This is a genomic window from Streptomyces shaanxiensis (genome assembly GCF_039537145.1).
In the GTDB taxonomy this organism is placed as follows: Bacteria; Actinomycetota; Actinomycetes; order Streptomycetales; family Streptomycetaceae; genus Streptomyces; species Streptomyces shaanxiensis.
Genome location: NZ_BAAAZY010000033.1, coordinates 60,302 through 85,903 on the forward strand (window position 1 = coordinate 60,302; position 25,602 = coordinate 85,903).

General features: G+C 71.2%; 27 protein-coding genes. 14 read left to right on the forward strand and 13 right to left on the reverse strand.

The window, feature by feature from the left end; all coding sequences use genetic code 11:
* Nucleotides 1-153 precede the first annotated feature (153 nt).
* The 3 genes from ABD932_RS41825 (at nucleotide 154) to ABD932_RS41835 (ending at nucleotide 3,135) form a co-directional block, all read left to right on the forward strand.
* Nucleotides 154-1,734 carry an ABC transporter substrate-binding protein gene (locus tag ABD932_RS41825; RefSeq protein ID WP_345021493.1) on the forward strand — a complete coding sequence of 527 codons (1,581 nt, stop codon included), beginning with the start codon at nucleotides 154-156 and terminating at the stop codon, nucleotides 1,732-1,734.
* Between the two features lie 141 nt (nucleotides 1,735-1,875).
* Nucleotides 1,876-2,559 (forward strand): uracil-DNA glycosylase, encoded by a 684-nt coding sequence (gene ung, locus ABD932_RS41830; protein ID WP_345021495.1) that lies wholly within the window; start codon nucleotides 1,876-1,878, stop codon nucleotides 2,557-2,559.
* A 120-nt stretch (nucleotides 2,560-2,679) separates the two neighbouring features.
* On the forward strand, nucleotides 2,680-3,135 hold the full coding sequence (locus ABD932_RS41835; protein WP_345021497.1) for a hypothetical protein: 456 nt from the start codon (nucleotides 2,680-2,682) through the stop codon (nucleotides 3,133-3,135).
* A 61-nt stretch (nucleotides 3,136-3,196) separates the two neighbouring features.
* On the opposite strand, the gene ABD932_RS41840 is transcribed toward ABD932_RS41835, so the two are convergent.
* From ABD932_RS41840 to ABD932_RS41850, 3 genes are all read right to left on the reverse strand, one after another.
* The gene (locus tag ABD932_RS41840) at nucleotides 3,197-3,703 is read right to left on the reverse strand and encodes a hypothetical protein (RefSeq protein WP_345021499.1); all 507 of its coding nucleotides are present in this window, start codon (nucleotides 3,701-3,703) and stop codon (nucleotides 3,197-3,199) included.
* A 112-nt stretch (nucleotides 3,704-3,815) separates the two neighbouring features.
* Entirely contained in the window at nucleotides 3,816-4,328 is a 513-nt protein-coding gene (locus tag ABD932_RS41845) for a DinB family protein (protein WP_345021500.1), read from the reverse strand.
* Between the two features lie 55 nt (nucleotides 4,329-4,383).
* The gene (locus tag ABD932_RS41850; protein ID WP_345021502.1) at nucleotides 4,384-4,977 is read right to left on the reverse strand and encodes a TetR/AcrR family transcriptional regulator; all 594 of its coding nucleotides are present in this window, start codon (nucleotides 4,975-4,977) and stop codon (nucleotides 4,384-4,386) included.
* 109 nt (nucleotides 4,978-5,086) lie between these two features.
* Here ABD932_RS41850 and ABD932_RS41855 point away from each other — a divergent pair, with 109 nt between their 5' ends.
* Together ABD932_RS41855 and ABD932_RS41860 are read left to right on the forward strand one after the other, a co-directional pair.
* Nucleotides 5,087-6,304 carry an FAD-dependent monooxygenase gene (locus ABD932_RS41855; RefSeq protein WP_345021504.1) on the forward strand — a complete coding sequence of 406 codons (1,218 nt, stop codon included), beginning with the start codon at nucleotides 5,087-5,089 and terminating at the stop codon, nucleotides 6,302-6,304.
* A gap of 13 nt (nucleotides 6,305-6,317) precedes the next feature.
* Complete coding sequence (locus tag ABD932_RS41860) at nucleotides 6,318-7,226, forward strand: Gfo/Idh/MocA family protein (protein WP_345021506.1); 909 nt, start codon at nucleotides 6,318-6,320, stop codon at nucleotides 7,224-7,226.
* On the opposite strand, the gene lnt is transcribed toward ABD932_RS41860, so the two are convergent.
* Together lnt and ABD932_RS41870 are read right to left on the reverse strand one after the other, a co-directional pair.
* Nucleotides 7,147-8,727 carry an apolipoprotein N-acyltransferase gene (gene lnt / locus ABD932_RS41865; RefSeq protein WP_345021508.1) on the reverse strand — a complete coding sequence of 527 codons (1,581 nt, stop codon included), beginning with the start codon at nucleotides 8,725-8,727 and terminating at the stop codon, nucleotides 7,147-7,149. The genes ABD932_RS41860 and lnt overlap by 80 nt on opposite strands.
* Nucleotides 8,728-8,798: 71 nt before the next feature.
* On the reverse strand, nucleotides 8,799-9,284 hold the full coding sequence (locus ABD932_RS41870; RefSeq protein WP_345021510.1) for a nuclear transport factor 2 family protein: 486 nt from the start codon (nucleotides 9,282-9,284) through the stop codon (nucleotides 8,799-8,801).
* A gap of 102 nt (nucleotides 9,285-9,386) precedes the next feature.
* Here ABD932_RS41870 and ABD932_RS41875 point away from each other — a divergent pair, with 102 nt between their 5' ends.
* Complete coding sequence (locus ABD932_RS41875) at nucleotides 9,387-10,028, forward strand: DUF4291 domain-containing protein (RefSeq protein ID WP_345021511.1); 642 nt, start codon at nucleotides 9,387-9,389, stop codon at nucleotides 10,026-10,028.
* Here the strand turns inward: ABD932_RS41875 and ABD932_RS41880 are convergent.
* From ABD932_RS41880 to ABD932_RS41895, 4 genes are all read right to left on the reverse strand, one after another.
* Nucleotides 10,005-10,604, reverse strand: a complete 600-nt coding sequence (locus tag ABD932_RS41880; RefSeq protein WP_345021513.1) for a chloramphenicol phosphotransferase CPT family protein — start codon at nucleotides 10,602-10,604, stop codon at nucleotides 10,005-10,007. The genes ABD932_RS41875 and ABD932_RS41880 overlap by 24 nt on opposite strands.
* A 49-nt stretch (nucleotides 10,605-10,653) precedes the next feature.
* On the reverse strand, nucleotides 10,654-10,833 hold the full coding sequence (locus ABD932_RS41885) for a hypothetical protein (protein WP_126389818.1): 180 nt from the start codon (nucleotides 10,831-10,833) through the stop codon (nucleotides 10,654-10,656).
* 142 nt (nucleotides 10,834-10,975) lie between these two features.
* Nucleotides 10,976-11,338 (reverse strand): hypothetical protein, encoded by a 363-nt coding sequence (locus tag ABD932_RS41890; RefSeq protein WP_345021515.1) that lies wholly within the window; start codon nucleotides 11,336-11,338, stop codon nucleotides 10,976-10,978.
* 17 nt (nucleotides 11,339-11,355) lie between these two features.
* Nucleotides 11,356-12,231 carry an undecaprenyl-diphosphate phosphatase gene (locus ABD932_RS41895; RefSeq protein ID WP_345021517.1) on the reverse strand — a complete coding sequence of 292 codons (876 nt, stop codon included), beginning with the start codon at nucleotides 12,229-12,231 and terminating at the stop codon, nucleotides 11,356-11,358.
* A 304-nt stretch (nucleotides 12,232-12,535) separates the two neighbouring features.
* Between ABD932_RS41895 and ABD932_RS41900 the strand changes: the two genes are divergently transcribed.
* Together ABD932_RS41900 and ABD932_RS41905 are read left to right on the forward strand one after the other, a co-directional pair.
* A complete protein-coding gene (locus ABD932_RS41900; protein ID WP_345021519.1) occupies nucleotides 12,536-13,726 on the forward strand; it encodes a Gfo/Idh/MocA family protein in 1,191 nt (396 codons plus the stop codon).
* Nucleotides 13,723-14,652: a DUF6807 domain-containing protein gene (locus ABD932_RS41905; RefSeq protein WP_345021520.1), complete on the forward strand. Its 930-nt coding sequence runs from the start codon at nucleotides 13,723-13,725 to the stop codon at nucleotides 14,650-14,652. The genes ABD932_RS41900 and ABD932_RS41905 overlap by 4 nt, the downstream gene beginning before the upstream one ends.
* Nucleotides 14,653-14,679: 27 nt before the next feature.
* On the opposite strand, the gene ABD932_RS41910 is transcribed toward ABD932_RS41905, so the two are convergent.
* Nucleotides 14,680-15,150, reverse strand: a complete 471-nt coding sequence (locus ABD932_RS41910; protein WP_345021521.1) for a winged helix-turn-helix transcriptional regulator — start codon at nucleotides 15,148-15,150, stop codon at nucleotides 14,680-14,682.
* 117 nt (nucleotides 15,151-15,267) lie between these two features.
* On the opposite strand from ABD932_RS41910, the gene ABD932_RS41915 reads away from it, so the two are divergent.
* Complete coding sequence (locus ABD932_RS41915) at nucleotides 15,268-16,437, forward strand: thiolase family protein (RefSeq protein ID WP_345021523.1); 1,170 nt, start codon at nucleotides 15,268-15,270, stop codon at nucleotides 16,435-16,437.
* Between the two features lie 10 nt (nucleotides 16,438-16,447).
* Here ABD932_RS41915 and ABD932_RS41920 read toward each other — a convergent pair whose 3' ends face one another.
* Nucleotides 16,448-17,224, reverse strand: a complete 777-nt coding sequence (locus ABD932_RS41920) for a TVP38/TMEM64 family protein (protein WP_345021524.1) — start codon at nucleotides 17,222-17,224, stop codon at nucleotides 16,448-16,450.
* A 49-nt stretch (nucleotides 17,225-17,273) separates the two neighbouring features.
* On the opposite strand from ABD932_RS41920, the gene ABD932_RS41925 reads away from it, so the two are divergent.
* The 3 genes from ABD932_RS41925 (at nucleotide 17,274) to ABD932_RS41935 (ending at nucleotide 20,380) form a co-directional block, all read left to right on the forward strand.
* On the forward strand, nucleotides 17,274-17,996 hold the full coding sequence (locus tag ABD932_RS41925; RefSeq protein WP_345021526.1) for a DNA alkylation repair protein: 723 nt from the start codon (nucleotides 17,274-17,276) through the stop codon (nucleotides 17,994-17,996).
* Between the two features lie 253 nt (nucleotides 17,997-18,249).
* The gene (tuf, locus tag ABD932_RS41930) at nucleotides 18,250-19,419 is read left to right on the forward strand and encodes an elongation factor Tu (RefSeq protein ID WP_345021527.1); all 1,170 of its coding nucleotides are present in this window, start codon (nucleotides 18,250-18,252) and stop codon (nucleotides 19,417-19,419) included.
* Nucleotides 19,420-19,534: 115 nt separating this feature from the next.
* Nucleotides 19,535-20,380, forward strand: coding sequence for a spermidine synthase (locus ABD932_RS41935; protein WP_345021528.1), 846 nt, complete (start codon nucleotides 19,535-19,537; stop codon nucleotides 20,378-20,380).
* Here ABD932_RS41935 and ABD932_RS41940 read toward each other — a convergent pair.
* Nucleotides 20,342-21,655, reverse strand: a complete 1,314-nt coding sequence (locus ABD932_RS41940) for an MFS transporter (RefSeq protein WP_345021529.1) — start codon at nucleotides 21,653-21,655, stop codon at nucleotides 20,342-20,344. The genes ABD932_RS41935 and ABD932_RS41940 overlap by 39 nt on opposite strands.
* Nucleotides 21,656-21,829: 174 nt before the next feature.
* Between ABD932_RS41940 and ABD932_RS41945 the strand changes: the two genes are divergently transcribed.
* Nucleotides 21,830-22,282: a DUF4442 domain-containing protein gene (locus ABD932_RS41945; protein ID WP_345021530.1), complete on the forward strand. Its 453-nt coding sequence runs from the start codon at nucleotides 21,830-21,832 to the stop codon at nucleotides 22,280-22,282.
* A 66-nt stretch (nucleotides 22,283-22,348) separates the two neighbouring features.
* Here ABD932_RS41945 and galU read toward each other — a convergent pair whose 3' ends face one another.
* On the reverse strand, nucleotides 22,349-23,305 hold the full coding sequence (gene galU / locus ABD932_RS41950; protein ID WP_345021531.1) for a UTP--glucose-1-phosphate uridylyltransferase GalU: 957 nt from the start codon (nucleotides 23,303-23,305) through the stop codon (nucleotides 22,349-22,351).
* 328 nt (nucleotides 23,306-23,633) lie between these two features.
* On the opposite strand from galU, the gene ABD932_RS41955 reads away from it, so the two are divergent.
* Nucleotides 23,634-25,532, forward strand: coding sequence for an RICIN domain-containing protein (locus ABD932_RS41955; protein WP_425587593.1), 1,899 nt, complete (start codon nucleotides 23,634-23,636; stop codon nucleotides 25,530-25,532).
* Nucleotides 25,533-25,602 lie beyond the last annotated feature (70 nt).

Sequence of the window (25,602 nt, forward strand, 5' to 3'; positions counted from 1 at the left end):
CGGCGCCCGTGTCGACGTATCGGGAGATCAGCGGCCTTTGACAACGTAGTCATCGAAGAGGTGGCCAAGACCTCCTGAGACCGGAGGTCCACCGGCCGGAACACTGCGGTATGTTTTGCCGACCCTTGGCATGGCAGATCGAGGAGCGTGCGCGTGTTCAACCGGATCCGACGCCTGCGGCAGGTGGCGGCCATCGCGTCCATATCGTCCCTGGTGGCAGGGTGCGGTGTTCTCTCGTCCGATTCGACGGAGGAGGCGGGACCGATCGTCGTGGGGACGACCGCCGCTCCCAGCACCCTTGATCCCGCTGCGGCCTGGGACAGCTCCTGGGAACTGTTCCGCAACATTTACCAGACGCTGCTCAGCTACCCCTCCGGCGCGAGCGAGCCCGAGCCCGACGCCGCCGAGAGCTGCCAGTTCACCGACAACTCGAACATGAAGTACAAGTGCGAGTTGCGCGAGGGCCTGAAGTTCTCCGACGGGCACACGCTCGACGCGAAGGCGGTCAAGCACTCGATCGACCGCATCCGGGAGATCAACGTCAACGGCGGTCCCGCCGGTCTGCTCGGCAGCCTCGACCGGGTCCAGGTGCTCAACGACCGCGAGGTCGTCTTCCACCTGAACAAGGCCGACGCCACCTTCCCGTTCGTGCTCGCCACGCCCGCCATGTCGATCGTCGACCCCGAGGACTACCCGGCCGACAAGCTGCGCGAGGACAACAGCATCGTCGGGTCCGGGCCGTACACCCTCGAGTCCTACGACGAGGGGAAGGAGGCCGAGCTCCTCAAGAACGACAGCTACCAGGGGTACGCGGAACGCAAGAACGACGCGGTGACGATCCGGTACTTCCAGGACTCGCCCACCATGGTCGGCGCGCTGCGCGACAAGGAGCTCGACGTCGCCATCCGCGGTCTCGCCGCCGACGACATCGTCGACCTCCAGGCCGACGACAAGGACGAACTCCAGCTGATCGAGGGCTCCGGCACCGAGATCAACTACCTGGTCTTCAACCCCAAGGACCCGATGGCCGGCAAGTCCGCCGTCCGCAAGGCCATCGCCCAGCTCGTCGACCGCCCGGCGATCGCCCACAAGGTCTACAAGGACACCGTCGAGCCGCTGTACTCCATGGTCCCCAAGGGCCTGACCGGACACACCACGGGCTTCTTCGACGACTACGGCGACCCCAGCGCGGCCAAGGCCCGCAACATCCTCACCGAGGCGGGCATCTCGACCCCCGTCCCGCTCGAGTTCTGGTACACCAGCGACCGATACGGCTCCGCCACCAAGGGCGAGTTCGAGGAGCTGAAGAGCCAGCTGGAGGAGTCCGGGCTCTTCAAGATCACCCTCAAGAGCCGCCCCTGGAAGACGTATGTCACCGGCTACCAGAACGGCGAGTACCCGGTGTTCGGACGCGGCTGGTTCCCCGACTTCCCGGACGCGGACAACTTCATCGCGCCCTTCGTCGGCAAGCAGAACGCGCTCGGCACGCCCTACGTGACGCCCAAGATCACCGAGACTCTGCTGCCCAGCTCCCGCGCCCAGAGCGACCGCGCCAACGTGGTCAAGGACTTCGAGGACGCCCAGCGCATCCTCGTCGACGACGCGCGGCTGCTGCCGCTGTGGCAGGGCCGGCAGTACGTGGCCGCGAGCTCGGAGATCTCGGGCGCGGAGCGGGCGCTGGACCCGTCGACGATCATGTTGGTGGGGGAGCTGTACCGCAAGACCAGCTGGTAGGGAGACCCACCGGCGGGGCGGCCTGTCGGGATGTGCGGTCCGCGGAGCGATTGTCAGTGGTCGCCTGTAGGTTCTGAGACCTGGAAGCGACCGCTGGTCGTGGACCGCACATCGTCTGCCGCACACCGTAAGGAAGTTGACGTGACCGACATCGCCATGCTGCCCGAGTCCTGGCGCGGGGTTCTGGGTGACGAGCTGCAGCAGCCCTACTTCAAGGAGCTGACGGAGTTCGTCGAGGAGGAGCGGGCGAAGGGTCCCGTCTACCCTCCGCGCGAGGAGGTCTTCGCCGCGCTGGAGGCGACGCCGTACGAGAAGGTGAAGGTCCTGATCCTCGGCCAGGACCCGTATCACGGCGAGGGCCAGGGCCACGGCCTGTGCTTCTCGGTCCGCCCCGGAGTGAAGACGCCGCCTTCCCTGCGCAACATCTACAAGGAGATGAAGGAGGAGCTCGGCCACCCTGTCCCCGACAACGGCTATCTCATGCCGTGGGCCGAGCAGGGCGTCCTGCTGCTCAACGCGGTGCTGACGGTCCGCGGCGGCGAGGCGAACTCGCACAAGGGCAAGGGCTGGGAGAAGTTCACCGACGCCGTGATCCGCGCCGTGGCCGACCGGCCCGACCCCGCGGTGTTCGTGCTCTGGGGCAACTACGCCCAGAAGAAGCTCCCGCTCATCGACGAGACACGGCATGTGGTGGTCAAGGGGGCGCACCCCTCCCCGCTGTCGGCGAAGAAGTTCTTCGGCTCCCGCCCGTTCACGCAGATCGACGAGGCGGTGGCCCGGCAGGGGCACGAGCCGATCGACTGGCGGATCCAGGACCTGGGCTGACCGTCGCGGGGCCGGTCCCGCGCCGGACCGGCCCGGTGCCGTACGGAGCCGCCTGACCCGGATCGCCGGTGGGGGCCGTTAGCGTCGGAGGGATCATCCGACGAGGGTCCGGAGGCCGGTGTGGCGGAGCAACGGGAGCAAGCGGCGCCGGACGCGTTGCTGACGCGGATCGGGCAGGTCGTCATGCTCCATCACGCGGGGGACCGGGAGGAGGCCCGGCGCCGGTTGCTGGACCTGTGGACGGAGCTCGGCGAGGACGGCGACCCCCTGCACCGGTGCACGCTCGCGCACTACCTGGCGGACACGCAGGACGACCCCTCGGACGAGCTGGCGTGGGATCTGCGGGCGCTGACCGAGGCGGAGGGGGCGGGTAGTGCTCCGGGCATGCGGGCGCTGTATCCCTCGCTGCATCTGAACCTGGCCGCCGACTATGTGAAGCTCGGCCGCGCGGAGGCCGCGCGCGTGCATCTGCGCCGGGCGCGGGGGGCGGCGGGCGTGTTGGGGGACGACGGGTACGGGGACGGGGTGCGGGCGGAGATCCGGCGGTTGGAAGGGTGGCTGGGGGAGGGGGCGTAGGCCGGGCTGTGCGGCCGACCGAAGACTGCGCAAGCCGCTTGAGTCGGCCTGGGGCTTGGCCCTACTGCCCGTACGTCTGCTCGCAGATCCTCGACTCCGGGCTGTCCGCCCGCCACTTCCCGTACTCCCTGCCCAGCGCGCAGACGTCCGTGTTCTTCGGGGCCTCGGGGCGGATCGGCTGGGGCACGTCGGGGATCTTGACCGGCGGTCGCTTCGGGGTGTCGGCGGCGGGGCGGTGGGGTTCGTGGCGTTCGGGGCGGGAGTGGTGCGAGTGTGAGCGGGGGGCTGGGTGTTCCTTCGCCGGTGGCTCGGCGGCGGGGGACGCGGCGTGTGCGGTGGACGGCGTGGGGTCCGGGCGGCGGGACGGGTCGATGAGGGTCAAGGCCTCGCGGGCCGGCGACTGCACGACCGGCCGTTCCGTCGGCACGCCCGGTCGCGGCGCCGGCGGCTGGGACGGTGTCGGCACCGGTGGGCCGGGCGGCTTCGGTCCCTGGACCGTCGTACAGCCGGAGAGGGCCGAGACAGCCACGGTGACCAGGAGCGTTGCGGTGGTCGTCGTTCGATGCACGCGCGCAACTCTGGTGGGTCGAGCGGCCGTTGGGGCACCGGACGAGCGGAGGTTGATCCGCACGGGTGATCTCTGACCCCGTACGGGCGGCGCGCTCCCGCCCCGGCTGACGTCAGTCGCCCGTGGCGCCGTCGACGCGCTCGCGGACCAGGTCGGCGTGGCCGTTGTGGCGGGCGTACTCCTCGATCATGTGGGTGTAGATCCAGCGCAGGTTGAACCGCTCGCCGGTCCGCCGGTGCTTGCCCTCGGAGATGTCGTCGAGGCCGAAGCGGGCCGCGTTGCGCCGGGCGCACTCGATCTCGGCCTGCCAGGTGGCGTACGCCTCCTCCCAGGCGTCCGTCTCGGAGAGGTGGAACTCGCCGTCCGGGTCCGCCTCGGTGTAGTAGATCGGGCCGGCGTCCTCGGCCGCGAGCACCTTGCGGAACCAGCCCCGCTCCACCTCCGCCATGTGCCGCACCAACCCCATCAGGGACAGCTTTGACGGCTCCACCGAGGCGGTCCTGAGCTGGGCGTCGGTCAGGCCCTCGCACTTCCAGGCGAGGGTCTGCCGGTGGTACTCCAGCCAGCCCTCCAGCATCGTGCGCTCGTCGGCGGTGGTGGCAGGCTCACGGCGTTCGGTCGTCATGCTCGCATCCTTGCTCAACTCGGGCCGGATCACGAGGAGTTTTCACGTCGCCGGCTCACCGGCCGAACATCCCGTCGAGCAGCTCGCGCAGTCCCGCCCGGACCTCCTCCAGGCTCGGCACCTCCGTGCTGTAGGACCCGGCCACGCAGCTGAACATCAGCCCGTCGGCCCAGGCCACCAGGGACAGTACGTGCCGGGCGGGATCGGTCGACCCCATCGCGGTGACCATCGCGGTGAGCTGGTCGCGGAAGCGGGCGCCCGTGGCGTCGAAGTAGGCGCGCAGCTCGGGGCGGCGCGTGGCCTCCAGGGCCAGTTCGTAGCGGGCGAGGGTGAGTTCGCGGCCGTGGGTCAGGGCGCGGTGCGTCGCCAGGGCCAGGCCGGCCACGAGCGAGTCGAGGCCGGCCCGCGGGTCCGGCATCTCCTCCAGTGCCAGGACACGCGCCTCGCGGTGGGCGAGCCGGCGCACCGCCAGCTCCAGCAGCGCCTGCCGGGTGCGGGCGAGGTTCGAGGTGGAGCCCGGGGGAAGCCCGGCCGCCTCGTCGACCGCCCGGTGCGTGAGCCCGCGCATGCCGCGCTCGGCGAGCAGGGCGAGGGCGGTGTCGGCGACGAGGTCGGCGCGGGTGCCGCCGACGGTGGTGCGTTCGGCCATGGAGATCAACCTACCCGTTTCACTACGCCTGTAGTACAGTCGGTGCACTGCTTCACTACACCTGTAGTTACTGTGGGATCTGTACCCGCATCCTTTGCGAGGAGGAGCCATGGCACAGTCCAGGCGGGCCGTCGTGATCGGCGGCGGCATCGGCGGCCTGACCGCGGCGGCCGCACTGCACCGCGGCGGCTGGGACGTCACCGTGCTGGAGCGGGCCCGGTCCCTTGAGCCGGTCGGCGCGGCCATCTCCCTCGCGCCCAACTCCCTGCGCGCGCTGGACGTCATCGGGCTCGGCGACGAGATCCGCGACCTCGCGGCCTGGCAGGGGGACGGAGGGCTGCGTACCCCGTCGGGGCGCTGGCTCTCCCGGACGGACGCCGACGCCGTGGCCCGACGCTTCGGCGGCCCTCTCGTCCTGCTGCACCGGGCCACTCTCGTCAACAGCCTCGCCGCAGGACTCCCCGCCGAGGCCGTCCGTCCCGGAGCCGCCGCCGTCGTCGCCGACCCGGGCGACGCCGACCGGCCCGCGCGCGTGAGCACCGCGGACGGCGACCTCGAGGCCGACCTGGTGGTGGCCGCCGACGGCATTCAGTCGGCCGTACGCCGGGCGCTGTTCCCGGACCACCCCGGGACCGTGTACTCCGGGTTCACCACGTGGCGGGTCGTCATCCCGGTGCCTGGCGCGGAGTTCGCCTCGCACGAGACCTGGGGCCGCGGCCGTATCTGGGGCTCGCACCCGCTCAAGGACGGCCGGGTCTACGCGTACGCCGCCGCCCGCACGCCCTCCGGAGAACGCGCGCCCGACGACGAGAAGGCCGAACTGCTGCGCCGGTACGGCGACTGGCACGACCCGATCCCAGCGATCCTCGCCGCCGCCCGCCCCGAGGACGTCCTGCGCCACGACGTCCACCTCATCGCCGAGCCGCTGCCCGCCTACCACCTCGGCCGGGTCGCCCTGGTCGGGGACGCCGCGCACGCCATGCCGCCGACGCTGGGGCAGGGCGGCAACCAGGCCATCGAGGACGCGGTCGTCCTGGCCCTCACCCAGGCTCCTGGTCAGGCTCGGGGGAACTCCGTCGGCGACGGCCTCGCCGCCTACACGGCGGAGCGCCTCCCGCGTACGACCGCCATCGCCCGCCAGGCCGTCAAGATCGGCCGGCTCAACATGATGACCGGCCGGGCCGGGATCGCCGTACGGAACACGACGATCGCCGCGCTGTCCAAGGCCGCCCCCCTGCTCTTCCTCCGGGGCTTCGACGGCATCGCGAACTGGCGGCCGCCACAGCCGCCGTATGCTGCCGGGAAGACCCCCGCAGGCAACCGCTAGAGGAGTGCACCCCGTGAAGGTCGGCTGCATCGGACTCGGTGACATCGCGCAGAAGGCCTACCTGCCGGTGCTCGGCGGCCGGCCCGGAGTCGAACTGCATCTGCAGACCCGTACGCCCGCGACGCTCGCCCGGGTCGCCGACGGTCTCCACCTGCCGCCGGAGCAGCGGCACGAGGACCTCGACTCACTCCTCGCCCAAGGCCTCGACGCCGCCTTCGTGCACGCGCCCACCGTCGCCCATCCGGAGATCGTGACCCGGCTGCTGGAGGCGGGTGTGCCGACGTATGTCGACAAACCGCTCGCCTATCGCTTCGCCGAGTCCGAGCGGCTGGTGGTGCTCGCCGAGCGGCGCGATGTGAGCCTCGCCGTCGGCTTCAACCGGCGATACGCGCCCGGCTATGTGCAGTGCGCCGACCATCCGCGCGAGCTGATCCTGATGCAGAAGAACCGGATCGGGCTGCCGGAGGAACCGCGCTCGATGATCCTGGACGACTTCATCCACGTCGTGGACACCCTGCGCTTCCTGGTGCCCGGCCCGGTCGACGACATGACCGTGCGAGCCCGCGTCGAGGGCGGGCTGCTGCACCATGTCGTGCTGCAGCTCGCCGGGGACGGCTTCACCGCGCTCGGCGTGATGAACCGGCTCAGCGGTTCGGCCGAGGAGATCCTCGAGGTGTCCGGGCAGGACACCAAGCGTCAGGTGCTGAACCTCGCCGAGGTCGTCGACCACAAGGGCCAGCCGACCGTCCGGCGGCGCGGGGACTGGGTGCCGGTGGCCCGGCAGCGCGGCATCGAGCAGGCGGCGCTGGCCTTCCTCGACGCCGTGCGCGCGGGCAAGGTGCTCAGCGCCCGGGACGCGCTGGCGACCCATGAGCTGTGCGAGCGGGTCGTACGGGCGGTTCAGGAGCAGCGGGCCGCCTGAGCCGGGGCCGCAGGGTCCGGATGCCCTCACCCACGCCCCAGACGGCCATGATCAGCAGCGCCGCCTGCACCGGCCACTCGCCGAAGCGGACGTACGGCGTGACACCGGCGGACAGCGGCACCTCGTAGACGGCGCTCGTGCTCGCGCTCGTGCCCAGCCAGGAACCGATGCGCTGCCCGCTCGGGCCGTACACGGCGGAGACGCCGGTCAGCGTCGCGTGCACCATCGGGCGGCCGGTCTCGGCGGCGCGCAGCGCGGCGAGCGAGGCGTGCTGCTCGGGGGCCCAGCTCTGCTGGAACGTCGAGGTCGCCGACTGGGCGATCAGCACCTCGGCGCCGTCGTCGGCGAGGTTGCGGCTCATGTCGGAGAACGCGGACTCGAAGCAGACCATCGGGCCGACGCGCAGCCCGTGCCCGGCGTCCATGACGACCTGCCGCGTGCCGCGCCTGCGGTCCTCGGCCGCCGCCTCGCCCACGGAGGTGGCCCAGCCCAGCAGCGAGCGGGCCGGTATGTACTCCCCGAAGGGGACCAGCCGCATCTTGTCGTAGCGCTCGCCGGTCAGGCCGTCCGGGCCGACCAGGATCGAGCTCTTGTAGATGCCGGGCTTGTCGGAGCGCCGCGCATCCACGTTGACCAGGATGTTCGCCCCCGTCTCGCGCGCCAGTGCGGCGAGCCGCCGGGCGAAGTCGGGCCGGTCGTCGAGGTCGTAGCCGACGCTGCTCTCACCCCAGACGACCAGGTCGACGTCCTGACCGGCCAGCTCGCGGGTGAGCTGCTCCTCCCGGTCGAAACGCCGGTCTGCGCCCCCGCCCGGGATGACACCTGGCTGCACGACGGCGATCCGGACCCGGTCGTCGACGTGGGGTCGCGGGGACCACACCCACACGGCCGAGGTGACGACGGCCGTGACGAGAAGCCCCGCCACCGCCGGTACCCACACTCTCCGCACCGTCACGAGGACGGCGGCCGCGACATTGACGGCCACCGCCAGGAAGCTGATCAGCCACACCCCGCCCACCGAGGCGAGGCGCAGCGCGGGCTCCACCTCCCACTGACTGGAGCCCAGCACGCCCCACGGCCCGCCGAGCCCCTGCCAGGAGCGGACCAGCTCGATCAGCAGCCAGCCCGACGGCAGGACGACGAGGGCCGCCGCTACGCGCCCCGCGGACGGTCTCCCGGCCAGGAAGCGGCGCACCAGCCATCCCCAAGGGGCCCACAGCGCGCCGAGCAGGGCGGCGAGGACGAACGTGAACACATGCAGGTTCGGCAGCAGCCAGTGGTGCATCGCCAGCATGAAGCCGAACCCGCCCCACCAGCCGTCGTACAACGCCCGCTTCCCCGTCGGCGCGGAGCGGAGCAGCGCGATCCACGGGACCAGGGCGACGTACGCGAACCACCACAGCGAAGGCTCCGGGAAGGCGAGCACGGGCAGCGCACCGGCCAGCGTGGCGGCGGTCGAGCGCCGCCACGGCGAGGCGAGCCAGTGGCTGATCGTCTTCATGCGGCGTCTCCCTACCCCGTGGTGCTTCCAGTGTGCTCGCAGGCACTGACAGTGGGACAGTGGGCGTCCGCTCAGTCGATCACCGCCGGCGCGGTCCGCTCGGGCAGTCGGCGCCACTTCTCCTGTACGACCACCTCGTGCATCCGCCAGCCGTCGTACGTCCGCAGCAGTCCGAAGGAGTACCGGCCGCCGCACACGAAGTCGGGGGCGGAGGATCCCGTGCCGTTCTCGGCGAACCGCATGGGATTGACGTAGTCGGCCTGGACCCGGGCCGTGTCGCCGGTGTCCTGCTCCAGGACTCCGAAGCGCACCCGGCGGTTGACGATGAGATGCTGCCGCATCGAGAACAGGCGCATACTCTCCGCGAGCCACCCGGCGACCTGTCCGGCGTCCCCCTCGATGCCGCCCGCCGAGCGGTAGTCCGCGCGGCCGGCAGGGGCGAACAGGTTCCGGTACGCCGCCCAGTCGCCGTCGTCCACGGCCACCGCGTACTCGGTGATCAGTTCGTCCACCGCGAGCCGGTCCCTCAGGGTGGCGAGTTCCACACGCTGCGTCATCGGCTCAGTGTTGGGCATGAGGTGGGTTGAGCCAAGGGGGCGTGCAGCGATACGGCGATATTCGGTGGATCTCCGCGGGGGGCGGCAGGGAGGCTGTCCTCCGTGAATGATCAGAACGACCGGCCCGTGCCACCCCTCCGGCAGGAACCAAGGTTTCGCATACGCGCCCACCACACCGAGTCCACGGTCACCGTCTACCAGGCCTACCAGCCCGAGATCGGCCTGGCCGCGGCCCGGGGCGGCCGCTTTCCGTCATCGTGGAGCCGCGAGCGCATGACGTGGATCAAGCCGTCGTTCCTCTGGATGATGTACCGCTGCGGCTGGGCCACGAAGCAGAACCAGGAGACCGTCCTCGCCGTCGAGATCAGCCGGGAGGGCTTCGTCTGGGCGCTGCGAAACGCGTGCCTCTCGCACTACGTGCCCGCCCTGCACGGTGACCAGGCCGGCTGGAAACGGCAGTTGAGGGCGGCACCCGCGCGCGTGCAGTGGGATCCGGAACGCGATCTGCGCCTCAACGCTCTGCCGTACCGGTCCCTGCAGCTGGGGCTCTCCGGGGAGGCGGCCGCCCGGTACGCGGACGAGTGGATCGTCGGCATCGAGGACGTGACTCCGCTCGCCACGGAGGTCCACGCGCGTGTAAGGGCGGGTGAACTGGATCGCGCGGCCGAGCTGTTGCCGCAGGAGCGGGCGTTTCCGCTGGAGGACGATGTCCTCGGGCATCTACGAGCCGAGAGCCACCGATGATCGAGCAGCCGATGACCGGCGAAGCCGTTCGAAGGCGGTAGGGCCGGGCCTGCCGGGCAGGAACTCCTTGATTTGGCGGGCGCATTCCTGCGGTGTGCTCTGTTCGGTGTCGCACTCCAGGTCGTAGACGCCGTGAGCGTGCACCCGCGCCAGCTGGCCGACGGCGAGGCCGGGCGGCCGGTCGCCGCGCTCGCGCTCCCTGCGCTCCAACTCCTGTGGACTGCAGTGCACTTTGACCAGGACGACGTCCTGTGGCTCGAAGAGCGCCAGACAGTCCCTGAGGCGCCATTCAGCGCTCAGTACGTGGTCGACGACGACGTTGTTGCCGGCGGCGGCCATGCCCGCGACCGCGCGGTGGAAGCCCTGCCAGGTGCGGTGGAGGACGGTGGCGACGTCGTCCGGCGGGACGGGGGCCTGGGACCGCATCGCGTGGAAGGCGTCGACGGGCATGTGGAAGTACGGCTCAGGGAGGATCCGCAGCAGTTCGGTCGCGATGCTCGACTTGCCCGAACTGGACGTGCCGTTGAGGAAGACGATGAGGCCGCGGCGCGGCGGCACGTCGTCCAGATGCTCCATGGAGTGGATCATAGGAGAGGGCCCGGACGTCTTGTGCGCAGCCCCTGCCTCAAGCCGCCTCGATGACCTCACCGCGGATGGCGGCCGCCCACTCGACCACCAGCAGTTCGTACTCCGCGCGCTCCTGAGCCGACAGCGAGCCGCCCGCGCGCAGCCACAGGGCGCGTATCTCCTCGTTCACCTCGCCAGCAGAGCGCACGGAACCAGGGTCTAAGGAATGGGGGGACATGCGGGCAAGCCTAGGGGCAAGAGCTGACAGTGCGCTACCGGACGGCTACGCGCAACGTATGTGATTGGTCACGGATTTCGGGCGCGGGGACTGTTACTGACTGGTGGGTCAGCGAGCTCCCGCCCTCAGTCGGTCCAGACGATCACGCAATGGCCGGGCCGGGCTGCCTCGGCGTAGAACTTCCGCATCGCTCTGACGTGTTCGACGAGATCCACAGCGTCGACCTCGACGCCGTCCTGTCGTCGTACAACTCGTCGTGATCGAGGAAGCCGATGTCCCCGCCGGGGTCCCCGGAGACCGCCCGGTCGAGCAGCGCGGTCACGGCCGGGTCGACTCCCGTCGAGCGGCAGTGCGAGATGAGGCCCCATATCGCCCAGTCCGTGTCCAGGAGATCGTCGGACGGCGGGTTCCAGCCGGGCGCCGACCCGGGGGAGTCGAGCGCGGAGGCTCGGCAGCGCTCGAGGTACTCCGGGGTGACGCGGGCGAACCGCTGGGTCAGGGCCATGGGCGACTGGGCGCTCGTCAGCCCGCCGACTCCGCCGCGTGCGGGCTGAGCACGCCCGCCGTCACCAGGACGATGATGACGATGCCGAGTGCGATGCGGTACCAGACGAACGGCATGAAGCTCTTGGTCGAGATGTACTTCATGAACCACGCGATGACCGCGTAACCGGTGGCGAAGGCAATCAGCGTCGCGAAGATCGTCGGGCCCCAGGAGACGTGGCCGCTCTCCATCGCGTCCTTGAGCTCGAAGAGGCCCGAGGCGAGCACGGCCGGGATCGCGAGGAGGAAGGAGTAGCGGGCCGCGGCCTCGCGCTGGTAGCCCATGAAGAGGCCGCCGCTGATGGTGGCGCCGGAGCGGGAGACGCCGGGGATGAGGGCCGCGGACTGGCACAGGCCGAAGATCAGGCCGTCCTTCACGTTCAGGTCCTCGAGCCCCTTGCGCTGCTTGGCGGCGCGATGCCGGCCGCCCGACTCGTCACGTGCCGCCAGCCGGTCGGCGATGCCGATGATGATGCCGACGACGATCAGCATCGTCGCCGTGATGCGCAGGTCGCGGAAGGGGCCCTCGATCTGGTCCTTGAGGGTCACACCCAGGACGCCGATCGGGATCGAGCCCACGATCACCAGCCAGCCCATCTGGGCGTCGTGGTCGCGCCGCATCTCCTTGTTCGTCAGCGACTTCAGCCACGCCAGGATGATCCGCCCGATGTCCTTGCGGAAGTAGATCAGCACCGCGGCCTCCGTGCCGATCTGCGTGATCGCCGTGAAGGCCGCACCCGGGTCCTCCCAGCCCGAGAACGCCGCGGTCAGCCGCAGATGCGCGCTGGAGGACACGGGGAGGAACTCGGTCAGCCCCTGGACGAGTCCGAGGATGAGCGATTCAAACCAAGACATGAAGTTACGGAGTCCAGTGCTGATCGTGGTGAGGGGCGGAGGGGACACCGCGTCGGCGGCGCAGTGATCGCGAGTGTCGAGGGGCAGCGTAGCGTCCCTCGATGACGGCTCCGGCACAGGGGGCTGGCAGGGCGTTCGCCCACTCCCGCAATACCGGTGTTGACCTGCGGCGGGGCCGCCGCTTACGTTGCTGCGGACTGAAAGCGCTTGCTGTCCTTGTCGCCGGTGCCGGTCGCTTGTCGGTTGTCGCTCGTGCCTGTCCCTGTTCCCCGTCCCCGTGCCCCGGAGGAGTCTGATCACGTCCATGGCCGCATCCGAGTCCGCCCCGCTCTCCGGGCGCCGCATCAGGGTCGCCGTGATCGGCACCGGCGCCATCGCGCGCGACTCCCACCTGCCCGCGCTCGCCAGGCTCGCCGAGGAGGGCGAGACGGAACTCGTCGCCGCCGTCGACGTCGATCCGGCGTCGGTCGAGTCCTTCTGTGCTGTCGCGGGCGGCGCTTCCCACGCCTACACCGATCTCGACCGGATGCTCGGCGAGCAGCGGCCCGACCTGGTCACCATCTGCACCCCGCCCACGCTGCACCGCGACCAGACCGTCGCCGCGCTGCGCGCCGGGGCCTGGGTGTGGTGCGAGAAGCCGCCGGTGCCGAGCCTCGCCGACTTCGACGCCGTCGAGGCGGAGGAGGGCAGGGACGGCGGGCCGTACGCCTCGATCGTCTTCCAGCACCGCTTCGGCTCGGGCACCCGGCACGTACGGCGGCTCCTGGCCGAGCAGGCCATGGGCCGGCCGCTCGTCGCGCACTGCCAGACGACCTGGTACCGCGACACCGCCTACTACGCCGTGCCCTGGCGCGGCCGCTGGCAGACCGAGGGCGGCGGTCCCGCGATGGGGCACGGCATCCATCAGATGGATCTGCTGCTCGACCTGCTCGGACCGTGGAGCGAGGTGCGCGCCATGGCCGGCCGGCTGGTGCACGACGTCGAGACGGAGGACCTATCGACCGCCCTCGTGCGCTTCGCGAACGGTGCGATGGCGACCGTCGTGAACAGCGTGCTGAGCCCCGACGAGGTCAGCCGCATCCGCATCGACTGCGAGCGCGCCACCGTCGAACTCACCCATCTCTACGGCCACGGCAACGACAACTGGCGCATCACCCCGGCCCGGGACGTGCCCGCCGCCGAGGCCGCGGCCTGGCAGGACTTCGGCACGGACCTACCCAGTTCCCACCTGGAGCAGCTGCGGGAGCTGGTCGCGAGCATGCGCGCGGGGGAGCGGCCGCGCAGCAGTGGCGCGGACGGGCGGACGAGCCTGGAGCTGATCGCCGCGCTGTACAAGTCGGCGTTCACGGACGCGACGGTGCGTGCGGGTGAGATCGGTCCCGGTGACCCGTTCTACTCGGCGATGCACGGGGATGCGCCCGGCTGGGCGCCCGTCGTGGGCGGGCAGGCAGGCGCCGGCGAGGGAGCCGTCGTGGGCGAGGGGGCCGCCGCGTGACCGGGCTGCACGTCGTCCATGCGTACGGCGACCGCATCACCGTCACCGAGCCGGTCGGCGGCGTCGAACTGCTCGCCTACGTCTACCGGCCGGAGGCCGCCTGGGAGGCCCCGAAGCCCTACGTCCACCCGCTGCGGACCCTCGCCGGCGGCGTCGTCACCGACTACCGGCCCAACGACCACCGCTGGCACAAGGGCCTGGCGCTCACGGCCTCGCATCTGTCGGGGGCGAATCTGTGGGGTGGCAACTCCTATGTCCATGGACAGGGGTACCTCGAACTCCCCGAGCGCGTCGGGTCGATGGCGCATGTCCGCTTCGACGAGGTCTCCTTGGACGGTGACCGTGTCGTCATCGCCGAGCGGCTGACGTGGCAGCCCCACAGCGGTGAGCTGTGGGCCGACGAACTGCGCCGGGTCGAGGTGCACGACGTCGAGCCGGAGTCGGGGTCCTGGGCCCTGACCTGGACGAGCTCCGTGACGAACCGGCGCGACGAGCCGCTGCGGTTCGGCAGTCCCACCACTGCCGGACGCGAAATGGCCGGGTACACCGGCCTGTTCTGGCGCGGCCCGCGTGCCTTCCAGGGCGGCCGGATCATCGCTCCGGACGCCGAGGGCCCCGGATTGATGGGCGAACAGGCGCCCTGGCTGGCCTACTCGGGCGAGCACGACGGCACCGACGGCCACGCGACCCTCGTCTTCGCGCACGCCCCCGAGAACGACCACGCGGGGGAGCGGGGCGCCCACCCCGCCCACTGGTTCGTACGCAACGAGCCCTTCGCGGGCGTGGCCCCGTCCTGGGCGTTCCACGACGAGCTGGAGCTGGCGCCCGGCGACACCCTCACCCGCCGCTACCGGGTCGTCGTGGCCGACGGGGCGTGGGAGCGGGACGAGATCGCCAAGTATCTGCGGACGCATCCCTGGAGCTGACCGCAGGCGTCCGACGTCACAGCGGCGTCACGCCGCCGTCGGCCCCGTCACCGTCCATCCCGGCATCTGGGGGTGGGCCGTGAGGTCCTCGTGGCGCACTGCGTCGCCGCAGGCCCGGCAGGTGACGACCGGGATCAGCTCGTTGCCGCAGATGTGCTCGATCACCATGGGACGGTCGTCGTCCTTGCGGAGATGGCGGTCGCCCCATGCCATGAGCGTCATCAGGACCGGCTCCAGTTCCAGCCCCGCCTGCGTGGGACGGTACTCGAACCGCTGGGGTCGCTCGCTGTAGGTGCGTTTGGTCAGGATGCCGGCGTCGACGAGGCGGCGCAGCCGGGTGGCCAGGATGTCGCGCGGGGCGCCGATGTTGCGCACGAGCTGGTCGAAGCGGCCGTTGCCGAGACACACCTCGCGCAGCACGAGCAGGGAGTACTTCTCGCCGACGAGCGCCAGGGCGTCGGCGATGGAACAGGGGCGCGGGTCTTTGGTGGCGGCCATGGCGCTCAGTTTAGGGGAGGGTTCGACTTTCCAACCGTAGCGGGTTGGATATTCAAACTCGCGGGGCTAGGGTGAGTTCGGATTTCCTACTCACCGGTAGTCGAGAGGGCCCGCACCATGCGTGACGCAGTCATCGTCGAAGCCGTACGCACCCCCATAGGCAAGGGCAAGCCGAACGGCTCCCTGGCGCACGTCCATCCCGTCCAGCTCCTCGCCCACACCCTGCGCACCCTCGTCGAGCGCTCCGGCGTGGACCCGGCGCTGATCGACGACGTCATCGGCGGCACCGTCGACCAGGTCGGCGAGCAGGCCATGAACACCACCCGCTACGCCGCCCTGTCGGCGGGCTTCCCGGAGTCGGTCCCGGCGACCACCGTGGACCGCCAGTGCGGCTCCTCCCAGCAGGCTGTGCACTTCGCCGCCCAGGGCGTCATCTCGGGCGCGTACGACCTGGTCGTCGCCTGTGGCGTCGAGTCCATGAGCCGGGTGCCGATGTGGTCGAACGTCCCACCCGGCAAGGACCCCTTCGGCCCCGGCATCGCCGAGCGCTACCCGGAGGGGCTCGTCCCGCAGGGCATCAGCGCCGAGCTGATCGCCGCCAAGTGGTCGATCACGCGCGAGCAGATGGACGCGTTCGCCGTCTCCTCGCACCGCAAGGCGGCCGAGGCCTGGGAAAAGGGCCTGTTCGACGCCGAGGTCGCGCCCCTGGAGGGTGTCTCGCGCGACGAGTGCGTACGACCGGGCAGCACCCCCGAGATCCTCGCCGGCCTCAGGCCCGCCTACCACGACCCTGCCTTCGCCGAACGTTTCCCGCAGATCGAGTGGAACGTCACCGCGGGCAACGCCAGCCCCGTCAACGACGGCGCCTCCGCCGTGCTCATCACCTCCGCCGAGACGGCGGCCCGACTCGGTCTGCGCCCCCTCGCCCGGCTGCACAGCTTCGCCGTCACCGGCTCCGACCCCCTCCTCATGCTCACGGGAGTCGTCCCGGCGACCGAGAAGGTGCTGCGTCGGGCGGGGCTGAGCCTCGACGACATCGACCTCTTCGAGGTGAACGAGGCCTTTTCCAGCGTCGTCCTGGCCTGGCAGCAGGAGACCGGCGCCGATCTCGCCAAGGTCAACGTGCACGGCGGCGCCATCGCCCTCGGCCACCCGCTCGGCGCGAGCGGCACCCGGCTGACGACGACCCTGGTCCACGCGATGCGCGAACGCGGCGCCCGCTACGCCCTGCAGACGATGTGCGAGGCGGGCGGGCTCGCCAACGCGATGATCATCGAGTCGGTCTGATCCGACCGGCTCAGCGGCGGCGCAGGTGGTGGCGCTTGCGCCAGGCCACCACCGCGCCCGCGAGCGCCGGCAGCGCGATGGCGGCCACCGCGATCAGGAACACCGGGGACGTCGGTGTGGAGGCCCGGGCGCCGGCGACGACGTACGCGGCGACGTTGGGGATCGACCCGAGCGCCGTCGCGAGCAGGAAGGGGACCATGCCCATGCGGGATACGGCGGCGGCGTAGTTCGCGGCCCAGAACGGCACACCGGGGAACAGCCGCACCGCCAGCATCGAGCGGAAACCGTGCTTGCTGAACTGGTTGTCCGCCGCCGTCAGCCACCGGCCGCGCAGCAGCGGGCGCAGCGCCTCCTGGCCGAGCAGCCGGCCCAGGGCGAAGGCGAGACCGGCGCCGAGCACGGTGCCCGCCAGGGCCGTGCCGATGCCCCACTCGGAGCCGAAGAGCGCGCCGGCCGCGAGGTTCAGCAGAGGCCGTGGCACGAACGCCACCGTGATCAGCCCGTACGCCACCGCGAACAACACCACCGCGGCCGCGCCTCCGACCTGTGGCGGCCAGCCGTTCGCCAGGAGCTTCTGCGGCTCGAAGAGCAGCACCGACGACGCGGCCGCCGCGAGCAGGACCACGAGCAGGGACAGCCGTGACCACGGCGAGAGCAGCGCTCTCGAGCAGCGCGTGGCGAAGCCTGCGGGTACGGGTACGGGCGCCTGGACGGCGAGTTCCGTTGCGGTGGCCCGGGGAGAGGCAGTGGCGGTGCCCCCAGAGCGGGTGGTGGCATCGTCGAGCATTCGGCGACAGTAACCGACGAAGATGTGTGATCGCCGTATGGTTCGTCTCATGCGCGTCACAGGTGAGGGAACGTTGGAAGTTCCCCGCAGTGCTCTGGCCGACACGGTCCTGGAGCGGCTCACCGCCGCGTACACCGCCGCCGCGGACCCGGAGCGGGCCGTCGCCGCCCGGGCGTACATGAAGGACGTGGCCCCCTTCCTCGGCATCCCCACACCCGAGCGCCGCGCCCTGTCCCGCACCGTCGTCCAGGGCACACCCCGCCCCACCGAGACCGACTGCACCGCCGTCGCCCTGCGCTGCTGGCAGCTGCCCGAGCGCGAGTACCACTACTTCGCCGTCGACTATCTGCGCCGGCACGTCGGGCGCTGCTCCTCCGGCTTCCTGCCCGTGGCCCGGCACCTGATCACCACCGTCTCCTGGTGGGACACCGTCGACGCGCTCGCCGCGCATGTCGTCGGCGGGCTCGTCGCGGCCGACCCCGAGCTCACGGCGGACATGGACGGCTGGATCGTCGACGACGACCTGTGGGTCGCCCGCACCGCCCTGCTCCACCAGCTGCGCTACAAGGAGAACACCGACACCGAACGCCTCTTCGCCTACTGCCTGCGCCAGTCCGCTCATCCCGACTTCTTCATCCGCAAGGCGATCGGCTGGTGCCTGCGCGAGTACGCCAAGACCGACCCGGACGCCGTACGGGACTTTCTGGCGCGGGAGCGGGGGCGGTTCGCACCGCTGTCGGTGCGGGAGGCGCTGAAGAACATCGGCGTCTGAAGTCCCGTACCGCGAAAAACCATTCGACGGTGGGCAAGGCGTCGGCAATGATCGACGTCATGTTCCGGCACGCCTTCGTCCTCGCAGCATCCGCAGTCGCGGATGCTCCGAAGGCTGCCGTTCCCGTCTTCCTGGCTGCTGTCGACGGCGCCCGAAGCTGACCCTCTCCGGACACTCCGGCGGACCCCGCAGGGGGAGGGTCGGCGAGTCCCCGGGGTCCCCATCTCCTTCGCTGAGACTTCGAGGTACAGCCATGTCCAAGACGGCATACGTGCGCACCAAACCGCATCTGAACATTGGCACGATGGGTCATGTCGACCACGGCAAGACCACGTTGACCGCCGCCATCACCAAGGTCCTCGCCGAGCGCGGGTCGGGCACCTTCGTGCCCTTCGACCGCATCGACCGAGCGCCGGAGGAGGCCGCGCGCGGCATCACCATCAACATCGCGCACGTCGAGTACGAGACCGACACCCGCCACTACGCGCACGTCGACATGCCGGGCCACGCCGACTACGTCAAGAACATGGTCACCGGCGCCGCGCAGCTCGACGGGGCGATCCTCGTCGTCTCCGCGCTCGACGGGATCATGCCGCAGACCGCCGAACACGTGCTGCTCGCCCGGCAGGTGGGCGTCGACCACATCGTCGTCGCCCTCAACAAGGCGGACGCGGGCGACGAGGAGCTCATCGACCTCGTCGAGCTGGAGGTCCGCGACCTGCTCACCGAGCACGGCTACGGCGGCGACGCCGCGCCCGTCGTACGGGTCTCGGGGCTGAAGGCGCTGGAGGGGGACCCGAAGTGGACGGCGTCGATCGAGGCGCTGCTCGACGCGGTGGACACGTACGTTCCGATGCCGGAGCGGTATGTGGACGCGCCGTTCCTGCTGCCCGTCGAGAACGTGCTCACCATCACCGGGCGGGGGACGGTTGTCACCGGCGCGGTCGAGCGGGGCACCGTGCGGGTGGGTGACCGGGTCGAAGTGCTCGGGGCCGAGGTCGAGACCGTGGTCACCGGGCTGGAGACGTTCGGCAAGCCGATGGACGAGGCGCAGGCCGGGGACAACGTGGCGCTGTTGCTGCGGGGGGTTCCGCGGGATGCCGTCCGGCGGGGGCATGTGGTCGCGGCGCCGGGGAGTGTGGTGCCTCGGAGCCGTTTCTCCGCGCAGGTGTATGTGCTGTCGACGCGTGAGGGCGGTCGTTCTACGCCGGTCTCCAGTGGGTATCGGCCGCAGTTCTACATCCGTACCGCGGATGTGGTGGGCGACATCGACCTCGGTGAGGCGGGTGTCGCGCGGCCCGGGGAGACGGTTGCCATGACCGTCGAGCTGGGGCGTGAGGTTCCGTTGGAGCCCGGGCTCGGATTCGCCATCCGTGAGGGCGGGCGGACTGTTGGGGCGGGAACCGTCACAGCCGTTGAATGAGGGTTGTGCGGTTCGTGGGGGACTGCGGGTCCATCGTGGCTGGTCACGCAGTTCCTCGCGCCCCTGAAGGGGCACTCCCGTGCCCCCTGTCGAAAGTCCCCGGCACAATGAGGAGGTGAACGAGCCCATACCCGTCACCCGGCCCGTCGACTACGGCACCGCCAAGCTGATGCCCGACGTCGATCGGAAGCGGGCCTGGCTGCTCACCGTCGACGGGGCGCCCCAGTCGTACGTCGATCTCGACGAGCCGACGTATCTGGAGTTCGAGTACGCGCGGCGGCTGGGGCATGTGCTGGACACCGTCGCCGAGGCGGGGCGGGCGCTGGATGTGCTGCATCTCGGGGGCGGGGCGCTCACACTGCCCCGGTATCTGGCGGCCACCCGGCCCGGCTCGCGGCAGGATGTCGTCGAGGCGGACCGGGGGCTGCTGGAGCTGGTCGTCGAGCATCTGCCGGTCGCGGACGGGGACGGCGTCCGGCTGCACGCCGGCGACGCCCGGGCGTGGCTGGAGGCGGCTCCGGGCGACTCGGCCGACGTGCTGGTCGCCGATGTCTTCGGTGGGTCACGGGTGCCGGCTCATCTGACGTCCGTGGGGTACGCCCGGCACGCCGAGCGGGTGCTGCGGGGGAGCGGCGTCTACCTGGCGAACCTCGCCGACGCCGCGCCCTTCGCCTTCCTGCGCTCCCAACTCGCCACCTACGCCACGCTGTTCGAGGAACTCGTGCTGATCGCCGAGCCCGGCGTGCTGCGCGGGCGGCGGTTCGGCAACGCGGTGCTGGTCGCCGCGCACCGGCCCGTCGACACGGCCGCCCTGGCCCGGCTCACCGCCTCCGACGCCTTTCCGGCACGGGTGGAACACGGACCCGCCCTGCGGGAGTTCATCGGCGGCGCGCGACCGGTGCGGGACGAGGACGCCGTACCGTCACCCGAGCCCCCGGACGGGGCTTTCAGCATCGGCTGAGTCGACCTGGCTGCCCGCGGTCACCTGCTTGGTACGGCGCCGGAGGTTGCGTACGTCCGGTACGCACAGGACCGCCGCCGTGACGACCACGATCAGCGTGGCACAACCCCACAGCGCGGACGTGCGCCCGAACGCGGTCTCCGCCGGGCCGGCCAGTGCCGTCGCCAGCGGGACCAGGGCGACGGAGCCGAACCAGTCGTACGCGGCGACCCGGGACAGCTTGTCCTCCGGTATCTCCTGATGCAGCGCGGTCATCCAGGAGACGCCGAACACCTCCAGCATGACGCCGGTCACGAACATCACCGCGCACAGGACGGTGACCGGGACCGGCACGGCCAGCGCGGCGGAGGGGAGCGCGAGCGGGAAGACGCACAGGGTGCCGGCGAGGAGCAGGCGGCGGGGCTTCCAGCGGGTCATGAGCAGGGCGCCGGCGACCGTGCCCGCGCCGAAGAAACCCAGAGCCAGGCCCCACGGGCCCGCGCCGCCGAGGTGGTCGCGGGCGACGAGCGGGCCGTAGACCGCGTCGGCGGCGGCGACGACCGCGTTGGCGAGGGAGAACTGGACGACGACGGCCCACAGCCACGGCCGCCCGGCGAACTCCCGCCAGCCCTCCCGCAGATCGGCGAGCATGCCGCCGCCCGGCGTGCGCTCGGGAACGTCACGCACGTCGAGGAACGCCCGCATGGCCCCGGCGATCGCGAAGGCCGCCGCGTCCGCCGCCAGCACCCAGCCGGGCCCGATCGCGGCCACCATGGCACCGCCGAGCGCCGCGCCGCCCACCGACGCCCCCTGCATCGCCATCCGGAACACGGCGAACGCCCGGCTCGCCTCGTCCCCCTTGACCGACGACAACAACATGCCCTCGGCCGCGGGGCTGAAGAACGCCTGGCCGGTGCCGCCGAGGGCGGTGAGCAGCATCATCTGCCACAGCTGCGCCTCCCCGGAGAGGACCAGCACGGCGAAGGTGGCCTGCGAGAGGCAGTTGAGGGCGTTGGCCGCGACCATCACCCGGTGCCGGGGCAGCCGGTCCGCGACGGCGCCGCCGATCAGCAGGAAGAGCACCAGGGGCAGGGTGCGCGAGGCGGCCACCAGCCCCACGTCACCGCCGTCGCCGCCCGTCTCCAGCACCGCGAACGCGGCGGCGACGAGCGCGCCGTGACTGCCGAGGTTCGTGACGAACGCGGCAGCGGTCAGCAGACTGTAGTTGCGGCCCGCCCAGGCGGGGCGGCGGGAGGGACGCCGGGAGGGGCGGCGGAGGTCGGCGGGGGAGGTCACCGGCCGACTATCGCCGTCCGGCCTCCGATTTGCCAATTGATTTGCAGGTCACGGGCCGGATGGGGCCACTCGTCGGGCACGGACGGGCTGCGCGGGGGCCCGGTGCGAATACGACGCTCGTCACATCGGGTTCGACCTGTTCCCTGGATCCTACTCATGGGTAACATGACCGTCATGAGCGCAGACCAGATGTCCATCGGCGAGATGCTCGCCGCCACCGTGCCCATGGCCCGGACCCTGAACCTCGAGTTCCTGGAGACCACGCCGGAGAAGGCCGTGGTGGTCCTGCCGGACCAGAGCGAGTACCACAACCACGTGGGCGGGCCGCACGCCGGTGCGATGTTCACCCTCGGGGAGTCCGCCAGCGGGGCCATCGTGCTGGCCGCGTTCGGTGAGCAGCTCTCGCGTGCCGTGCCGCTCGCCGTGCGGGCCGAGATCTCCTACAAGAAGCTCGCCATGGGCGCCGTGACCGCCACCGCGACCTTGGGCCGTCCGGCCGCCGAGGTCGTCGCGGAGCTGGACGCTGGGGAGCGGCCGGAGTTCCCGGTGGCGATCGAGATCCAGCGCGGGGACGGTGCCGTCACCGGCGAGATGACCGTCGTCTGGACGCTGCGTCCGAACAGCTGAGCCGGTCGCACGGCAGCGAGCGGGGCCCCGTGTGGGGCCCCTGATCGCTTTCCGGACCGCCACGGCTCAGGCCGCGAGCCGCCTGCGCTCCGCCCCGGCGTCCTCCAGGCCCGCGACGAACTCCTTCAGCCAGGCCGTGAACTCGGGCCCCAGGTCCGCTCGGCCGCACGCCAGCCGCACCACCGTGCGCAGGTAGTCCGCCTTGTCGCCGGTGTCGTAGCGCAGCCCGTCGAAGACGACCCCGTGGACCGCCCCGTCGGCCGCCATTTCCTGCAGGGCGTCGGTCAGTTGGATCTCGCCGCCGCGACCGGGCGGGGTGCGCTCCAGGATGCCGAAGACGGCCGGGTCGAGGACGTAGCGGCCGATGACCGCGTAGCGGCTCGGCGCGTCCTCGCGTGACGGCTTCTCCACAAGGCCCGTGACGCGGACCACGCCGTCCTCGCCGGACGGCTCCACGGCCGCGCAGCCGTACAGGTGGATCTGCTCCGGCGGGACCTCCATGAGCGCGACCACGCTGCCCCCGTGGCGGTCGCGGACCTCCAGCATCCGGCTCAGCAGGGTCTCGCGCGGGTCGATGAGGTCGTCGCCCAGCAGGACGGCGAACGGCTGGTCGCCGACGTGATGGCGGGCGCACAGCACCGCGTGGCCGAGGCCGAGCGGGTCGCCCTGGCGGATGTGGTGGATGTCGGCGAGCCGGGCCGGGTCGCGCACCGCGTCCAGCCGTACGGTGTCGCCCTTGGCGGCGAGCGCCTGCTCCAGCTCGAAGGCGTGGTCGAAGTGGTCCTCGATGGCCCGCTTGTGCCGACCGGTGATCATCAGTACGTCGTCGAGCCCGGCCGCCGCGGCCTCCTCGACGACGTACTGGATGGCCGGCTTGTCGACGACCGGCAGCATCTCCTTCGGGGTCGCCTTCGTCGCGGGCAGGAACCGGGTGCCGAGGCCCGCGGCCGGGACGACCGCCTTGCGGACCGTGCGGGCCGTGCGGTCCGGATCGGGGGTGGGTGTCGTGTGGGGGACGATCATGCGGCCCATGCTGGAGTACGGGGATGAGAGCAGGCCGGGAGAAAGCTCGGAGCTTGCTGTGCGGTATGCGGAGTTGAAGATTCCGTGGACCAATGGTCTTTGCCTGCACACAACTTGGCGCGCGACCTGACGGTGCTTTCGAATGCGGGTGCGGCTACCGCCGGTAACTTTTCTGAATTCTCTGCTTTTTGAACGACGGTCACTCGAACTTCTTGTTTCCTGTACATCGCTTGTGCGAAAGTGAGCGACCCCGATAGCCGGTCCACAGGTGACGCGGCATAGGTACGCACCAATCACGCACCTGCTTTCCGACGGACGCGCATTCGCCATGGCGTCCTGCGGCTGGGAAGGAAATGGTTCAGTGCAATCCCCTCACCCCCCACGACCGCCTTACCCGCCACGGCCCGGGGTGAGCCCCGGAGGGTCCGACCGCGATCTCCTCGCGAACCTGGGCAAGACCGGTGCGGACGGTCATGCCGTCGCGCTGCTGATGGCGCGGCACTGGCGCGCCGTTCACGACTACGCGGCCATCTGCCTCGTGTCCACCGAGAGTTCGGCCTCGATGGTGGCCGCCGCGGCGTTCCATCGCGTGCTCGGCCGGCCGGCCGACAGCGCGCTGCGCCCCCAACTCCTCACCGCCGTACGGGACCTGGTGAAGGAGTGGGCGGCCGACGGCGCAATTTCCGCCCTGATGCCGGAACTCGGCAAACCCACCGGAGGACGCGGGCTGCGCGCCGCACGGTCCGTGACGCCCGAAAGGCGCCACATCGCCGAGCGCGCATTCCGGGCTCTTCCGGGCGCTTCGCAATGCCTCCTCTGGCACACCGAGGTCGAGGCGGAACCGATAACCGTACCCGCTGGTCTGCTGGGGGTGGACACGGACACCGCGTCGGCCGCGATGGAGGGAGTGCGGGAGCAATTCCGGGCGGGTTGCGTCCGCGCCCACCGCGAACTCGCACCCACCCGGGAATGCCGTTTCTACAACCGCCTCCTCGACGTCCCCATTCGCCGGGGCGGGGCTCTGTTGCCCGATGTGCAACAGCACCTGATGGAATGCCGATACTGCCGTCACGCCGCCGAGCAGCTCAGCCATTTCGAGGGCGGACTCGAAGTGCTGCTGGCCGAAACCGTGCTCGGCTGGGGCGCCCGGCGCTATCTCGACTCCCGGCCCGGACGGGGCGGCGTGGGCCCGGCGTCGTGCAACCGCCCCCGACGCGGCGGACGGCACCGCCCGGACCAGCTCGCCGCCTCGCGCGGACGCGCGAAAGTCCTCGCCCTGGGCGTGGGCCTGACCTCCCTCGCCCTGCTTGTCACGGTGCTCACCGCCAAGGGCTGGTCCGAGGAGAGCGGCGTGCCCGACGCGCAGGCGACCTGGGGGGTGCCCAGCGGCAAGTCCGTCAGCCCGGGCGCGGTGTCCAGACCCTCGACAGGCGGTTCACCGTCGGCCGCCTCGGCCGAGGATCCCGTCGAGATCGCCCAGGGCAGGCTCCGCAACGTCGACCGGGGCCTGTGCCTGGACCTCCACAAGGGCGAGATCCGCACCGGTGCCCGGGCCGAGCTGGCGGAGTGCTCGTCCGCCGCGTCCCAGCAGTGGTCGTACCAGGACAGTGGCCTGCTGCGCAGCGCCGCCGACCCCACCCTCTGCCTCGACTCCGACGCCGACTCCGACAAGGACACAGTCGTCCTGGCCAACTGCCTCGCGCACGCCGGCGAGGTGCGCTACGACCTCACCGTCCACGGGGAGCTGCTGCCGCGCCGGTCCGGAGGGCTGGCGGTCGCGTCCGGTGACGACGACAGCGTGGTGCTCGCCGAACGGGACGGGTCCGAGGCGCAGCGCTGGTTGCTCGACGGCGGGCTGGCCGGCGTGGGCGAGACGACGCCCGAGCTGAAGGCCGAGGAGGGGAAGCCGGACGAGAAGGGGGACGGCGGCGCCCCCGCGGAGCCCGAGTCCGAGGAGCCGGGTGCCGCGGTTCCCGATTCGCCCAAGGCCGACTCCCCGAAGGGCGACCCGGATGACGACCGGGGTGACGATCCGGACCGGCCGTCGGATGATCCGGAACCGCAGTACGAGACGCGGTACGTCCAGGACGACTCCGGCGACGCGGCCGAGCCCGCCGCCCCTGCCGACGCCGTGGACGCCGTCGTGGCCCTGCCGGCCGAGGTGCGTGCGACCGTGTCCACCGTCGTCGGTACGGCGACGACGGCGCTCGACCCCGCTCTCCGCTAGTCGAGGGTCCCCCGGCCAGGGGTTGACCCCTCCCTCCCCTCCCTTCCGTCACTGCCTTCATTCGGCCGTT